This is a genomic window from Streptomyces sp. NPDC053426 (assembly GCF_055585405.1).
In genome coordinates, this window is record NZ_JBVJKE010000008.1 from 276950 (window position 1) to 291548 (window position 14599).

The window sequence follows — 14599 nt, forward strand, 5'->3', positions numbered from 1 at the left end:
GACCGGCCGAGCGCGGCGCCCGGTGTGCCGCCTTTGGGTCGTTCGCGTTCACTCGTGGGCTTTGATGCCGTCCAAGGCCATGGCGAGCACCCGATCCCGCTGGGCCTCCTGGACGAAGTTCGCCCCGCTGACGCCGTTGACCAGGAAGAGCACGTCGTCGAAGGTCACGTCGGCCCGGGCCTCGCCGGCGTCCTGGGCGTGTTCGAGAAGTGGCCGGCCGGTCCCGGCCAGGGGCGCGTGGGTCACGTCCCCGCCGTCAGGCGTGCCGTCGTCTCCATGAGGGAGACGGTGAACGGGTGGCTCGGCGCGGTCAGCACCTGCCGGGCCGGGCCCTGTTCGACGAGTTCGCCGGCGTCCAGTACGGCGACGCGGTGGGTCAGGGCGGCCGTGTCCAGGTCGTGGGTGATCAGGACCAGGGACAGGTCGCCACGGCCTCGGACCAGCGTGGTGAGCACGTCGAGGATGCCCCGGCGGGTGATCGTGTCGAGGCCGGAGGTGATCTCGTCGCAGACCAGGACGCGGGGGCGGGCGAGCAGGGCACGGGCGAGGGCGGCGCGCTGGAGTTCGCCGCCGGAGAGCCGGCCGGGGTGCCGGTGGGCCAGCTCCTCCGGGAGCCCGAGGCCGGCCAGGGTGGTCAGCGCCTCCCGGGTCGCGGTGTCCGGGTCGGTGCCGCGCAGGCGGACCGCGGTGCGGGCGACCTGCCGTACTACGGGGCGGTGCTCGTCGAAGGCGGCGTGCGCGTCCTGGAAGACGTACTGCACGGCGGCGAGTTGGGCGCGAGTACGGTCGCGCAGGCTTCGCGGCAGCGGTGTGCCGTCCAGGAGGATCTCGCCGTCGTGGTCCCGGTGGAGGCCGGCGACGCAGCGGGCCAGGGTGGTCTTGCCGCTGCCGGACCGGCCGACGACGGCGAGCGACCGGCCCGGATACAGGTCGAGTGCGGGGGCGCGCAGGACGACGGCCGTGCCGCGGGCGCCGTCGCGGTGGCGGGCGGTCAGCCCGCGCACCCGCAGGACGGGCTGCCCGGTGCGGGCGGTGCGGCCGTCCGGGTCCCGCGACTCCGTATGCCGGTCGAGCGGCCCACGCGCCCGCGCCCCCGGCCGTCCGGCCGGCTCGTCCGGGCCCGGTACCTCTGTACGCGCGTGGGGCAGCCCGTGTGTGCGCGGTCCTGGTTGCCCGGCCGGCTCGTCCGGGTCCAAGTCCGGGTCCGGCGACTCCGTACGGGTACCGAGCGGTCCGCGTGCCGGCGCCCCCGGCCGTCCGGCCGGCTCGTCCGGGTGCGGTGACTCCACCTGTTCGCCGAACAGTTCGCGGGTCCATTCGTGCCGGGGCGAGGACCGGACCCGCCGGGCCGGGCCCGACTCGACGACCCGGCCCGCCCGCAGGACCACCACCTCGTCGGCCAGTGCGCGCACCACGTCCAGGTCGTGGCTGAGCAGCACCACCGCGATGCCGCGGGAGGCGACGGCCCTGAACCGCTCGACGATACGGCTCTTGGTCAGGGCGTCCTGGCCCGTGGTGGGCTCGTCGGCCACGACGACCCGCGCCCCGAGCAGCAACGCCTGGGCGAGGACGACGCGTTGCTGCTGCCCTCCGGAGAGCTGGTGCGGATAGCGCCGCGACAGGGTCTCGGCGTCGGGCAGTTGTGCCTCGGTCAGCGCCCGCAGAACACGTTCGCGGGCCGCCGCCCGCCGTCGCCGCACCGGCAGGTGACGCACCTGGGCGCGAGCGATGTCGGTCAGCAGCGCGGAGATCCGGCGGGCGGGGTTGAGCGCCGCCGCCGGATGCTGGGGTACGTAGGCGACGAGGCCGTCGGCCTCCACCCGTACGTCGCCGGTGACCTGGGCGCCCGCCGGGTACTCGCCGAGCAGGGCGAGGCCGGTGGTGGTCTTGCCGCTGCCGGACGCGCCGATCAGCGCCGTGACCCTGCCGGGCAGCACCCGCAGGTCCACTCCGTCGACGATCGCCCGGCCGTCGACGACGACGCGCAGGTCGCGGATCTCGGCCACGGGATCCCCACCGGTGTCCACGTCGGCATGCGTGCCGACGCCCACCTCGGTGTCTCCGCCGGTGCCGTTCTCGTACTCGTGCTTCACGGGCGTGCTTCCTTCCCTGCCCGGTTTCCGCCCTTGTCCAGCGCGGCGTCGAAGAGGAGGTTCGTCCCCGTCGTCAGCGCGACGATCAGTACGGCGGGGACGACCACGGCCCACGGCTGGACGAACAGGCCGGTGCGGTTGCGGTCGACCATGACCGCCCAGTTGGCGGCGTCGGGTGCCACGCCGACACCGAGGAACGCGGCCGTGGCGACCAGGTAGAGCACGCCGGTCAGCCGGGTGCCGGCGTCGGCGGCCAGGGTGCGCAGCATGGAGCGGCCGACATAGCCGACGGCCATCCGCCACCACGTCTCGCCCTGCATGCGCAGCGCCTCGACCGCGGGCCGGGCGGCGGCCTCGGCGGCGGCGGCGCGCACCAGCCGGGCCGCGTCGGGCACGTTGGCCAGGGCGACCAGCAGGGCGAGACCGACGGGGCCCGGCGAGAACACCGTGGCGGCCAGCAGGATCAGCAGCAGCGACGGCACGGCGAGCAGCACGTCCAGGGGCCGCATCAGCAGCTCCTCCAGCCAGCGGAGCCGGGTGAGCGCACTGATCAGACCGACCGGGAGGGCGACCAGATAGGCCAGGGCGGTCGCGGCGAGCGCGGTCAGCACCACCGGCCGCCCGCCGTGCAGCACCTGCCGCCAGACATCGCGCCCCACGAAGTCGGTGCCGAGCCAGTGCCCCTCGCCCAGCGTGAAGGACGCGGCCCGCGGACCCGGTTCACCCGCGAACACCGGCCCGAGCAGGGCGAGTACGAGCGGTACGGCGACGACGGCGAGGCCGAGCGCGAAGCGGCCCGTACGCGGACTCCTCACGCGGCCACCCCCGCCCGGGGCGCGAGCCGGTGGGCGATCAGGTCGGCGCCCAGGTTCAGTACGACGGTCAGGACGCCGAACACCACCGCCAGCCCCTGGACGACGGGCACGTCGCGTTCGGCGACGGCGCCCAGCAGAACCGTGCCGAGTCCGGGGATCACGTACAGGGCCTCCACGACGATGACCCCGCACAGCAGCCAGTCGATGGTGCGGGCGAGTTGCTGAGCGGCGGGAGCCAGGGCGTTGGGCAGCGCGTGGGCGTACCGGACGCGGGCGCCGGACACGCCGTAGCGGCGGGCCTGCGCCACGTACGGGGAGGCGAGCGCGTCGATCATGCCCGCGCGCACCAGCCGCACCAGTGAGCACACGGGCCGCGACAGCAGCACCAGTACGGGCAGGACCAGTGCGGCCGGGTGGGCGAGCAGGTCGGTGCCGTAGCCGACGGCGGTCGGCGGCAGCCAGCCGAGCCGCAGGGCGAACACGGTCACCAGCAGCACACCGAGGGCGAACTCGGGGACGGCGTACACGGCGAGCGTCACGGAGCTGATCAGCCGGTCCACCGGCCGGCCCGCGTGACGGGCGGCCAGCACCCCGAGCCCGAACCCGGCCGGTACGAGCAGTGCCACGGTGAGCGTGGCCAGCAGCAGGGTGGGGCCGAAGCCGTCGGCGAGGTACTGGCGCACCGGGCGGCCGGAGACCAGGGAGGTGCCGAGGTCGCCGTGGAGCAGCCCCGCCGCCCAGTCGGCCAGCCGCTCCCAGGCCGGCCGGTCGAGCTCCATCGCCTCCCGGATGGCCGCGATGCGGGCCGGGTCGGGCTGGTCCCCGGCGAGGGCCACCGCGGCGTCGCCCGGCAGCGCCTCGGTGAGCGCGAAGACCAGCAGCACCACGGCCACGGTCTGCACGCCGCCGAGGAGCAGCCGCCGGGCGACGAAGGAGCGCAGTCCGCTCACGCGAGCCACACCGTGTCGAAGCGGGCCCAGTCGAGCGTGTTGGCGGGCGCCTTCGTGTCAACGCCCTTCACGGTGCGGGCGGTTCCGATGATCCAGTCGGCGAACCCCCAGATGAGGAAGCCGCCCTCGGCGTACAGGCGGCGCTGCATGCGCTCGTACACGGCGGCGCGTTCCGCCTTGTCGCGGGTGGACTGGGCCTGCTGGTACAGCGCGTCGAAGTCCTTGTGCCGCCACTTGGTGGCGTTGGTGGTGGAGTCGGTGAGCAGCCGCTGGGAGATGTGCGCCTCGATGGGCATGGCGCCGGAGCGGTAGCAGCACAGGGCGCCGTTGTCGAGGATGTCGCTCCAGTAGGAGTCCTTGCTGCCCATCCTCACCTCGACGGTGACCCCGGCCTTCTTCGCCTGGTCGCGGAAGATGCTCGCGGCCTCGGTGAACCCGGCGGCGACGGCCGAGGTGTCCAGGGTCACCTTCAGGTCCTCGGCGCCCGCCTGCTTCAGCAGCGCGCGGGCCTTGTCGAGGTCCTGCCCGCGCTGGGGCAGACCGCCGGCGTAGTACTCGTAGCCCTTGCCGAACAGGTCGTTGCCGACCTCGCCCGCGCCGGACAGCGCGCCGTCGACGAGTTCCTGGCGGTCGGTGATGAGGAAGAACGCCTGGCGCACCCGCTTGTCGTCGAAGGGCGGCCGGTCGGTCTTCATGCAGAACGCCTGCATGGCGCTGCCCCGCAGCCGCACGATCTCGATCTGCCCCTTGTCCTCGTGGGCGCGGGCGGTGGTGGGGTTGAGCTCGTGGGCGTACTCGATCTGCCCGCCGAGCAGCGCGTTGACCCGGGCCGACTCCTCGTTCGCCACGACGAACTCGATCTCGTCGAGGTGCGGGGCACCCTCCCAGTAGTCGTCGTAGCGGCGGAAGACCGCCGAGCGGCCGGGCGTGAACGACACGAAGCGGAACGGACCGGAGCCGACCGGCTCCTTGTCGAACCCGGTGGCGTTCTCGGGCACGATGTACGCGCCGAACGCGGCCAGCACGTTGGGGAATTCGGCGGTGGGCCGCTTGAGCACGAACTCGATCGCGCGTTCGCCGGTGGCTCGGCTGGCGTCGAGGTCGATGGGCTCCAGGGACGCCTTGGCACGGAACGCCTGCTTCGGGTCGGCGATACGGCGGTAGCTGTAGAGGACGTCCTTCGCGGTGACCGGGCTGCCGTCGTGGAAGGTGGCCTCGCGCAGGGTGACCTGCCAGCGGTCCAGCGCCTTGTTCGACTCCCACTTCTCGGCGAGGCGGGGCTGTGCGGACAGGTCGGCGCCGTAGTCGGCGAGCTTGTCGAACAGGGCCTTGGCGCGGGCGACGTCGGCGAACAGGTTGGCGAGGTGCGGGTCGAGGGTCTCGCTCGCGCCGCCGCCCGCGAACGCGGCGCGCAGCCGTCCGCCCTTCTTCGGCGAGCCGTCGCCCGCGCCGTCGTCGGAGTCGGAACCGGAACCGCCGCCGCAGCCGGCCACGGTGAGCGCACCGAGCCCGGTCGCGGCGAGGAAGCCGCGGCGGCGCAGGGCCGGGAAGGGGAGGGAGCGGGTCGAATCGTCGTGCATGTGAGGTTCCTCAGTGTGTGGTCGTGCCGGTGAGACGGGCCACCACGTGCAGCCGGTCGGCGTCGGTGGTACGGCCGGGGAGCAGGCCCTCCTGCCAGGGCGGCTCGGTGCGCGGGCCCGGTCCGTCGTGGAGTTCCAGGACCTCGTAGCCGTGCGCGGCCAGCAGGTGGCGCAGTTCCTGCGGGAACAGCAGCCGCCACGCGGACCGCTGCTCGACGGGTGCCGACCCGTCGTCCGCGGTCCATACGCGCCTGCGGCGCAGCAGCTGGTCCGTACGGTCCACCGTGAGGGTGGTGACGGACCGGTGGACGGTGCCCTGCCAGGTGAACTCGTTGACTCTGGGCGTGTCGAGCAGGTCGGTGCGGCCGAGGAAGTACGCGCCGTTGCGCATCTCCGCGACGAGCAGGCCGCCCGGTGCCAGGGCGCGGCGGCAGGAGGACAGGAAGCCGTCGAGCTGGTCGTTGGTGTGGCAGTACAGCAGGGCGCTGTCCAGACACACCACGGCGTCGAACTCCCCGTGCCCCAGGTCGAATCCGTACAGGTCGGCACGGACGTACCCGGGCCCGGGGTGGTGGTCGCGGGCGTGCGCGAGCATCGCCTCGGAAAGGTCCGCGCCGGTCACCTCACGGCCGGCGCCGTGCAGCCACGCGGCGTCGCGCCCGGTGCCGCAGCCCATGTCCAGCACCCGCTTCCCCGCCCCGTGCCGGCGCAGGCAGTCCTCCGCCCAGCGTCCGGCCAGCCGGCCGGGGTCGGGGAAACGGGCCTCGTAGAGCGCGGGGTTGTCGGTGAGCAGGTTGTCCGTCATGCCGGGGTCCTTCCTCGGGCGGGCGCGGGTACGGCGGGCTGTTCCGGCGGCGCGGGCAGCGATCCCAGCCGGCGCAGCCGTACGACACCGAGCGCGGAGGCGAGCCCGGCCAGCGCGCAGCACGCCCACGGCAGCCACGCGGCGTCGCCGTCCCGCCCGGTGTCCATGGCCCAGCCGACGACGGTGTTGCCGATCGCGGCGGCGACGCCCGAGACGACGTAGAAGATCCCGAAGTAGGTGCCGGTCAGTCCGGGGCGGCCGAAGGCGGGGACCATGTCCATCACGAACGGCTGGGCGACCATCACCCCGAGGTACAGCAGCAGGGCGCCCGCCAGCACGGGCAGCACCCGCAGCACCGCGTCGGCCACACCGTCCGGGCCGCCGGACACGCCCGTGACCAGGGCGGGCGGTAGGAAGGCCAGCGCCATGAGGCCGAGCCCCACCGCGACCCAGCGGGCCCGGTCCCCGCGCCGCTTGAGCGCGCGGGTCAGCCGCAACTGGAGCAGGAGACCGGCGAGGGCGCCGACGACGAAGACGAGACCGGCGGCCCCGTCCCAGCCGGTGGCCCGCCGCGCCCCGTCGGGCAGCAGCAGGTACAGCTGGCTCTCCAGGGTGAACAGGCCGGCCATGGCGAGCGCGAACGCCAGGAAGGCACGGTTGCCGAGCACCTCCCGCCAGTCGGCGAGCACCCCGCCCCCGCTCGGCTCGATCCGCCGGGCGGGCAGCACCAGGGCCTGCGCGGCGGTCAGGACCGCGAAGATCCCGGCGGCGGTCAGCGCCGACGTGCGGAAGTCCACGAGCAGCAGCGCGCTGCCCAGCAGCGGCCCGATCAGCGCGCCGGTGGTGGCGAACACGTTGAACAGGGCGAACGCCTCGGCCCTGCGCTCCTCGGCCTCCTGCGCGAGGTAGGCGCGGACGGCGGGGTTGAACAGCGCCCCCGCGAACCCGCTGAGGACGGACGCGGCGAGCAGGACGGCCAGGTGGTCGCCGAGCGCGAACAGCGCGAAGCCCGCGGTGCGCAGGGCGCAGCCGGCGATGATGACGCCGCGTGCGCCGAGCCGGTCGGAGGCGGAGCCGCCGATGACGAACAGGCCCTGCTGGCTGAGGTTCCTGACCCCGAGGACGACGCCGACGACGGCGGCCGACAGGCCCAGGTTCTCCGTGAGGTGCGTGGCCAGGTAGGGGATGAGGAGGTAGAAGCCGGTGTTGACGCCGAGCTGGTTGACCAGCAGGAGCTGAACGGCGAGCGGGAACCGGCGTATCTCATACCAGGTCCGCACGGCGCCCCTCCTGGTCCGCACGGCGCCCCTCCTGGTCCGCACGGCGCCCCTCCTGGTCCGCACGGCGCCCCTCCTGGTCCGCACGGCGCCCCTCCAGGTCCGCACGGTGTCCGTCCGAGGCCGCACGGTGTCCGTCCAGGTCCGCACGGTGTCCGTCCGGGGCGCGGCTCTCGTTCAGGTCCGTATGACGCCCGTCCGGGGCCGCACGGCGTCCCTCCAGGTCCGTACGGGGCCCCTCCCGGTTCGCGCGGCTCTCGTCCGGGGCCGTGCGGCGTCCCTCCCGTGGTTCGACGCCCAGGCCGGGCAGGTCGCTCGCCCGTACCCGGCCGTCCTCGCCGCCGATGCCGGTCCACGGGTCGTGTGCGAGGAGCAGATGTCCGTCCAGGTCGGCCCAGCGGGCCCGGCCGGCGAGGTGTACGGCCGGTGCGAGTCCGAGGCTGCTCGCGGTCAGGCAGCCCAGCATCAGCTCCGTGCCGCTGCCGTCGATCGACTCGGCGATGCGCAGGGCCGCGTGCACCCCGCCGCACTTGGCGAGCTTGACGTTGACGCCGTGGACGCGCCCGGCCAGCCGGCGTACGTCCTCCAGGTCCACCGCGTCCTCGTCGGCGACGACCGGCAGCGGTGAGCGCTCGGCCAGCGCCGCCAGGGTCTCCGGGTCACCGGGGGCGAGGGGCTGTTCGACGGCCTCGACGCCGAGTGCGGCGAACCGGGGCAGCAACGCCTCCGCCTGCCCCGTGGTCCAGGCGCCGTTGGGGTCGAGCAGCAGCCGCGCGCCCGGCGCGGCGTCCCGGACGGCCCGCACGCGCTCGACGTCCTCCTCGGGATCGGCCGCCCCCGCCTTGACCTTGAGCACCTCGAAGCCGCTCGCCACGAGGGAGCGGGCCTGCGCCGCCGCGTGCGCGGGGGACGTGATGCCGAGGGTGCGGGCGGTGGCCGCGACCGGGGTGTCCGCGGCGCCCAGCAGCCGGTGGACGGGCCTGCCCGCACGCTTGCCGACGAGGTCCAGCAGGGCCGCGTCGACGGCGGCGGTCACGGCCGGGGGAGTGCTCCCGGCGGCCAACTCCCTTGTCCGCAGGGCCTCCAGGGCGGTCTCCGGGTCGGGAAAGCGGGCCAGGTCCGCGCCCACGGCGGTGAAGTGGCGTCCGAGGCTCTCGGCGTCGAGCCGGTAGTAGACGCTGCTGACGGCCTCGCCGTGACCGGTCACGCCCTCGTGCTCGACGCTCAGCCACACGGCGTCACGGGCGGACATCGTCGAGCGGGATATCCGCAGCGGCTCGGTGAGTTCGAGGCGCACGGTGCGCAGGCCGGTCCTCACCGGTTCCCCTCCGGGCGTGCGAGCGGGTCGGTGACGCGGGTGCACCGCGTCCAGCCGGTGGCCTCGGCCGCGTACGGGTGCGGGATCTCCACGGGGCGGGTTGCCGCCGCGTCCGGGTCGACGCCGTGGGCGGTGGTGAAGTCGTCGTCGTAGACGGTGGAGAGGTAGCGGTGCGGCCCGTCGGGGAAGACGGTGGCGACGACCGCGCCGGGGTGGACACGGGCCGCCCACGCGGCGACGCGGGCGACCGCGCCGGTGCTCCAGCCGCCGCTGACGAAACTGCCCCGCGCCAGCCGGCGACAACTGTCCACGGCCTCGGCGGGGCCCACCCAGTGCACCTCGTCGAAGGCGTCGTAGGCGACGTTGCGCGGATGGATGCTGCTGCCGAGGCCGCGCATCAGCCGGGGCCGGGCGGGCTGGCCGAAGATGGTGGAGCCGGTGGAGTCCACGCCGATCAGTCGCAGCGCGGGCCAGTGCCGGCGCAGCGGCCCGATGATGCCGGCGCTGTGCCCGCCCGTGCCCACACTGCACACCAGGACGTCCAAGTGGTCCAGCCCCGCCGCCAGTTCGGCGGCCAACGAGGCGTAACCGGCCGTGTTGTCGGGGTTGTTGTACTGGTCGGGCCAGTAGGCGTCGGGCAGTACGGTGAGCAGTTCGCGCAGCCGGGCGAGACGCGCGGCCTGCCAGCCGCCCTGGGGCGCGGGCCGGTCCACGATCTCCAGCCGCACCCCGTACGAGCGCAGTAACTGCCGCATGGACGGCTCGAGTTCGCTGTCACCGACCAGTACGACGGGATGCCCGAGGGCCTGCCCGGCGAAGGCGAGCCCGATGCCGAGGGTGCCGGAGGTGGACTCCACCACCGGCGCGCCGGGCCGCAGTTCACCGCGCTCACGGGCGCCCATCAGCATCGAGACGGCGGCCCGCGCCTTCATCCCGCCCGCGGCGAGCCCTTCGAGCTTGGCCCAGAAACCGGGGTGCGGTCCGGGCAGGCCGGCGGTGATGCGGACGAGCGGGGTGTGGCCGAGCAGGGAGAGCAGTTCCGGGCGGGCGGCGGACCGTACGGCGGCGGTGGTCACCGGGCGCCTCCCGGACGGCCGGCGCGGTAGCGGTGGATGGTGCCGGGACCGCCGTCCAGCCAGAAGAAGGGGTACGGCTCCGCGCACACCGCGCTCACCCCGTGCCCCAGGAAGCGGGGGAGCACGGCGCTGCCGGTCTGGGCGAACATCACCAACTGCTTGTCCTGCCGCAGCGCGTGCTCCCGCAGCGCGTCGAAGGTCCCGTTGCCCAGCGTCATCCCGGACACGAGCAGCGCGTCGCACCGGCCGGCCGCGCCGAGGGCGTCGGTGACGACCGGCTCGCCCCACTCGGTGACCCCGCCCTTGAGGTCGCACGGGACATAACCCAGGTCTCGCGAACGCAGCGCCTCCAGCAGGGAGTTGACGACACCGACCACGAGCACCGTCGCCCCGGGTGGCAGGGTGAGCAGCCCGGCGACGGCCTCGGCCCGGACCCGGGACTTCTCCAGCGACGTCCCGGCCGGCAGGGCGACGGGCCGTGCCCCGTTCTCGGGGGTGTGCGGGGTGACGTGCATCAGGTACGCGTCGAGCGCGGCGACCCGCACCGGTGGCGTCGGATGCTCCAGCAGGCGGGCCACGTCCGCGCCGACGCAGTCCTCCAGCGCGCCGTCGGGCAGCGCGCCGGGCTCGACCGCGCAACTGCCGACGGACTCGGCGAGGCGCAGACTGAGCACCTCGTTGCGGTAACCGGTGCCGCGCCCCTCGTGCCGTACCGCCTGCCGGGTGGTGAAGGCCACGGAGATGCGAAACCCGGCCGGATCCGGACCGAGTTCACCGGCGCGGGCGAGCGCCAGGAGTTCGTCGTACGTCGTCGCCGCGCGGGCGGACGCCGGGGCGGCGGGGCTCATCGGATCACCAGCCCGGACCGCACCTCGTCGAGCAGGGCCTCGACCCGGGCGCGGGCGCCGGTGCCGGCCGGGTCACCCGCCATCACATGCCCCAGGTACTCGTTGTTGCTGCCCGCCGCCTTCACCTGCCGCCCCGGCTCGGCGAGTTGCACCTCGAGCACGTCCGGCGCGCTCCGCACCCGGCCGGCGTCCAGCGCTTCGAGCGTGCCCGTGGCCCCCGGCACGAGGAAGCCGATGGCGGCACTGCGCAGTCCGGTGTCCGTCCGCCGCAGATCGGGCGCCCGGCCCAGGGACACGTCCACGAAGGCCGCGGCGAGGTCGAGGCCGGTGACGTGCCGGATCAGCTCGGTGATGCGGTTCCCGGCGGGCCGCGGGTTGACCTCGACCACGCGCGGCCCGGCGGAGGTCAGCTTGATCTCGGTGTGCGCCACCACACCGTCCGTCAGTCCGAGCGCCTTGAGCGCGCCGAGCGCGGTCTGCTCGGCCGCCCCGGCGTCCGCGGACGGCAGGGCGGCGGGGAACATGTGGCCGGTCTCGATGAACGCGGGCGCCCCGCCGACGCTCTTGTCGGTCACGCCGACGACATGGACCGCGCCCGCGTGCGACACGGTCTCGACGCTCACCTCCGGACCGTCCAGGAGCTCTTCGAGCAGCACGACGGGCGCCCGCCGCTGTCCGCGCGCGTTGACCGGGAACTCGCCCAGTGCCTTCACGGCGGCGGCGAGTTGCTCCTCGTCGTCCACCCGCCGTACGTACATGCCGGCGCACAGGTCGACGGGCTTGACCACCAGCGGGTAGCCGATCTCCCGTGCCGACCGGGCGAGTTCGGCCCACTCCTCGTGCACCGCGAACCGCGGTCCGGGCACCCCGGCGTCGGCCAGGACCCGGCGGGTGGCGTCCTTGCGGCAGGCGTTCCCGACCGCCTCGGGAGCCGGTCCGGGCAGCCCGAGCCGGGCGGCCGTCCGCGCCACCACCGGCAGGTAGTAGTCACACGAGGTGATCACCCCGTCGAAGCCCAGCACGGAGTGCAGCCGCTCCACTCGGGGCAGCAGGGTCTCGGTGTCGTTGGTGTCCGCGGTGATCACGTTGCGCGCCCCGAGCAGCGGGTGCGCGACGCCCTCGGGTGCCGAGCGCAGGTAGTGGTGCAGGTCGCGGGTGAGGAACGTGAACTCGTGTCCGCCCTCCCGGATCGCCCGTGGCAGCAGCCTGCTCATCGACCCGACCCAGCTCTCGACCACCAGCAGATGAGCCACGGCTCCCCTTTTCGTGTCGTCGCGTACGGCGCGGCCCTGACGCCAGGGCCGCGACCGACGACACGATATCGGTAATCATTTTCATTGTCAGGTACTGTGAGGACCCCGATACGGAAGGATCTCGCGATGAGTCGGACCGCGCCCGCCGGTTACACCGTGCGCCCCGCGACACCCGCGGACACCGACGGTGCCCGCGCCGTCATGCTCGACACGTTCTACAAGGAGTTCGGATACGGCTACGTGCCCCGCTGGCACCGGGACGTGACGGACCTCAAGGGCACCTACCTCGACGACCCCCGGCACGTCCTGCTCGTGGCCGTCCACGACGGCGAGGTGGTCGCCACCACCGGCGTGCACTCGACGGGCCCGGCCCACCCGCCCCACCCCCGCTGGCTGGCCGAACGCTACCCGTCCGGCACCACCGCCCAACTGGCCCGCGTCTACGTCCGCCCGGAGCACCGGCGCCGGGGCCTCGCCCGCACCCTGGTCGACGCGGCCTGCGACTTCGTCGCGAACACCCCCGGCTACGACTCCCTCTACCTGCACACCAACACGCGGGTGGAGGGCGCGGAGGCCTTCTGGCGCAGCACGGCCAAGGAGATCTTCGACGCCCGCACCACCGGCGAACACGGCCCGGGGGTGGCCACGGTCCACTTCGAGATCCCGTTCTGACCGTGTACGCCGAGGGGGAGAACCGGTGTCACCGGTTCTCCCCCTCGGCATCCGCGGCCGTGACTACTTCGTCGCCCCCTGCGCGAACCCGTTGTAGATGTAGCGCTGCAGGAACAGGAAGACCACCAGGGTCGGGACGATCACCATGATCGCTCCGGCCGAGATGTTCTCCCAGTGGGCGCCGAACGGGCCCTTGAAGCGGAACAGGGCCGTGGACATGGTGCCGAGTTCCTCCGAGGGCATGTAGAGGAACGGGATGTAGAAGTCGTTGTACGTGGTGATGCCCTTGATGATGACCACGGTCGCGATCGCCGGCTTCAGCAGCGGAAAGATGATCTTCCGGTAGATGGTGAAGGCGTTGGCGCCGTCGAGCCGTGCCGCCTCGTCCAGGGAAGTGGGAATGCCCCGGATGAACTGCAGGAAGATGTAGATCGACACGATGTCTGTGCCCATGTAGAGCAGGATCGGCGCCCAGCGGGTGTCGAACAGGCCGAAGCTGTTGACGACCTGGAAGGTCGCGACCTGGGTGGTGACACCGGGCACCAGGGTGGCGATCAGGAACAGGGCCATGATCGGCTTCTTGAAGCGGAAGTCGAAGCGGTCGATGGCGTACGCCGTCATGGAGCCGATGATCACGGTGCCCGTGATGGAGAACAGCAGGATGAAGGCCGTGTTGCCGAAGGCGGTCAGCAGGTGGCCGTCGTTGAAGGCCGTGGCGTAGTTGGCGAAGTTGAACCAGTCGTCCGGCAGGGCCAGCGCTCCCTGGCCGTCCTGGATCTCTCCGTAGGACTTCAGCGAGGTCAGGAAGACCACGGCGAGCGGGAGCAGCACCACGAGCGAGGCCACGACCAGCGACAGATAGGTCAGCGTGGTGGCGACGCGGGGCCGCCGGCGCGAGCGTCCCTGGGCGGGGGCGGTGAGGGTCATACGAGGTCAACCTTCTCGTCGGGCACGAGGCGGCGCTGGATCCAGGTGATCAGCAGGATGATCGCCAGCAGCACCACGGCACAGGCCGAGGCCAGTCCGGTCTTGTTGAACTGGAAGGCGAACTTGACCGTCTGGATGACGAAGGTCGAGGTCCCGGTCGCGCCGTCGGTCATGATGTACGGGATCTCGAACACGGAGAGTGAGCCGGAGATCGCCAGGATGACGCTGAGGCTCAGCACCGGCCGGATGCTCGGCGCGATGATGTGCTTGAACTGCTCCCAGCGGCTGGCGCCGTCGAGCTGGGCGGCCTCGTAGAGCTCGCCGGGGATCGACTGGATCGCGCCGAGGAACAGGACGAAGTTCAGACCGGTGAAGCGCCACACCGACACCCCGGCGAGCGAGGTGTTGGCCGACTCCGGGCTGCCCAGCCAGGCGTGGTCGTTCTCCACCCCGAACCAGGACAGCACCGAGTCGAGGGTGCCGCCGTCCTGGAAGAAGTAGAGGAAGACGAAGCCGATCGCCACCCCGTTGATCAGGTACGGGAAGAACAGGATCCCCTTGAACAGGTTCCGGAAGCGCAGGTCGAAGCTGAGCACCGTGGCGAAGTACAGGGCGATCACGATCTGGACCACCGAGGCGGCCAGATAGTAGAGGCTCACCGCGAAGACCCGGAACATCTCCGGCCGGGTGAACACCTCGGTGTAGTTGTCGGCACCGATGAAGTTCCGCTCGGGGCTGACACCGTCCCAGTCGGTGAAGCTGTAGTACAGCATGTTGCCCACGGGCACGTACGTGAACGTGACCAGCAGGGCCAACGGGGCCAGCAGGAACAGCCAGGGGGTGAGCCGGCGCAGCGGCTGCTCCCGCCAGGAACCCCGGCCCGGGCCGCGGTGCCGGGAACGGCGGCCGGGGGTCCGGTCCCGCTTGGCGACCGGAGTGGGCGGTGATGCTGTGGAAACGGTTCGGGTCATTGGGGGCGAAGGCC

The 14599-nt window shown here is 73.1% G+C and carries 13 protein-coding genes and 1 pseudogene; 1 reads left to right on the forward strand and 13 read right to left on the reverse strand.

The window, feature by feature from the left end; translation table 11 throughout:
* Nucleotides 1-48: 48 nt before the first annotated feature.
* The 11 genes and pseudogenes from ACZ62B_RS18880 to ACZ62B_RS18930 all read right to left on the reverse strand — a co-directional run bounded on the left by ACZ62B_RS18880 (nt 49) and on the right by ACZ62B_RS18930 (nt 12015).
* Nucleotides 49-246 (reverse strand): SbtR family transcriptional regulator, encoded by a 198-nt coding sequence (locus tag ACZ62B_RS18880; RefSeq protein WP_469691200.1) that lies wholly within the window; start codon nt 244-246, stop codon nt 49-51.
* Complete coding sequence (locus ACZ62B_RS18885) at nt 243-2027, reverse strand: ABC transporter ATP-binding protein (RefSeq protein WP_468886796.1); 1785 nt, start codon at nt 2025-2027, stop codon at nt 243-245. The genes ACZ62B_RS18880 and ACZ62B_RS18885 overlap by 4 nt, the downstream gene beginning before the upstream one ends.
* A 62-nt stretch (nt 2028-2089) precedes the next feature.
* On the reverse strand, nt 2090-2908 hold the full coding sequence (locus ACZ62B_RS18890) for an ABC transporter permease (protein WP_469691202.1): 819 nt from the start codon (nt 2906-2908) through the stop codon (nt 2090-2092).
* The gene (locus tag ACZ62B_RS18895) at nt 2905-3858 is read right to left on the reverse strand and encodes an ABC transporter permease (protein ID WP_469691203.1); all 954 of its coding nucleotides are present in this window, start codon (nt 3856-3858) and stop codon (nt 2905-2907) included. Before ACZ62B_RS18895 ends, ACZ62B_RS18890 begins: the two co-directional genes overlap by 4 nt.
* Nucleotides 3855-5438 (reverse strand): ABC transporter substrate-binding protein, encoded by a 1584-nt coding sequence (locus ACZ62B_RS18900; RefSeq protein ID WP_469691206.1) that lies wholly within the window; start codon nt 5436-5438, stop codon nt 3855-3857. Before ACZ62B_RS18900 ends, ACZ62B_RS18895 begins: the two co-directional genes overlap by 4 nt.
* Before the next feature lie 10 nt (nt 5439-5448).
* Complete coding sequence (locus ACZ62B_RS18905) at nt 5449-6243, reverse strand: class I SAM-dependent methyltransferase (protein WP_344565594.1); 795 nt, start codon at nt 6241-6243, stop codon at nt 5449-5451.
* Nucleotides 6240-7523 (reverse strand): MFS transporter, encoded by a 1284-nt coding sequence (locus tag ACZ62B_RS18910; protein ID WP_468721505.1) that lies wholly within the window; start codon nt 7521-7523, stop codon nt 6240-6242. Before ACZ62B_RS18910 ends, ACZ62B_RS18905 begins: the two co-directional genes overlap by 4 nt.
* Before the next feature lie 283 nt (nt 7524-7806).
* Nucleotides 7807-8838 (reverse strand): annotated as a pseudogene (locus ACZ62B_RS18915) (dipeptide epimerase); the annotation flags it as partial.
* Nucleotides 8835-9914, reverse strand: coding sequence for a PLP-dependent cysteine synthase family protein (locus ACZ62B_RS18920; RefSeq protein WP_344565590.1), 1080 nt, complete (start codon nt 9912-9914; stop codon nt 8835-8837). The pseudogene ACZ62B_RS18915 and the gene ACZ62B_RS18920, both read right to left, overlap by 4 nt.
* Nucleotides 9911-10762, reverse strand: coding sequence for a hypothetical protein (locus ACZ62B_RS18925; RefSeq protein WP_469691209.1), 852 nt, complete (start codon nt 10760-10762; stop codon nt 9911-9913). The genes ACZ62B_RS18920 and ACZ62B_RS18925 overlap by 4 nt, the downstream gene beginning before the upstream one ends.
* Complete coding sequence (locus ACZ62B_RS18930) at nt 10759-12015, reverse strand: ATP-grasp domain-containing protein (protein WP_469691211.1); 1257 nt, start codon at nt 12013-12015, stop codon at nt 10759-10761. The genes ACZ62B_RS18925 and ACZ62B_RS18930 overlap by 4 nt, the downstream gene beginning before the upstream one ends.
* 126 nt (nt 12016-12141) lie before the next feature.
* On the opposite strand from ACZ62B_RS18930, the gene ACZ62B_RS18935 reads away from it, so the two are divergent.
* Nucleotides 12142-12687 (forward strand): GNAT family N-acetyltransferase, encoded by a 546-nt coding sequence (locus ACZ62B_RS18935; protein ID WP_344565584.1) that lies wholly within the window; start codon nt 12142-12144, stop codon nt 12685-12687.
* Between the two features lie 63 nt (nt 12688-12750).
* Here the strand turns inward: ACZ62B_RS18935 and ACZ62B_RS18940 are convergent, their stop codons facing one another.
* Both ACZ62B_RS18940 and ACZ62B_RS18945 read right to left on the reverse strand, forming a co-directional pair.
* Complete coding sequence (locus ACZ62B_RS18940; RefSeq protein ID WP_344565582.1) at nt 12751-13614, reverse strand: carbohydrate ABC transporter permease; 864 nt, start codon at nt 13612-13614, stop codon at nt 12751-12753.
* On the reverse strand, nt 13611-14585 hold the full coding sequence (locus ACZ62B_RS18945) for a carbohydrate ABC transporter permease (protein WP_344565580.1): 975 nt from the start codon (nt 14583-14585) through the stop codon (nt 13611-13613). The genes ACZ62B_RS18940 and ACZ62B_RS18945 overlap by 4 nt, the downstream gene beginning before the upstream one ends.
* Between the last annotated feature and the right edge of the window lie 14 nt (nt 14586-14599).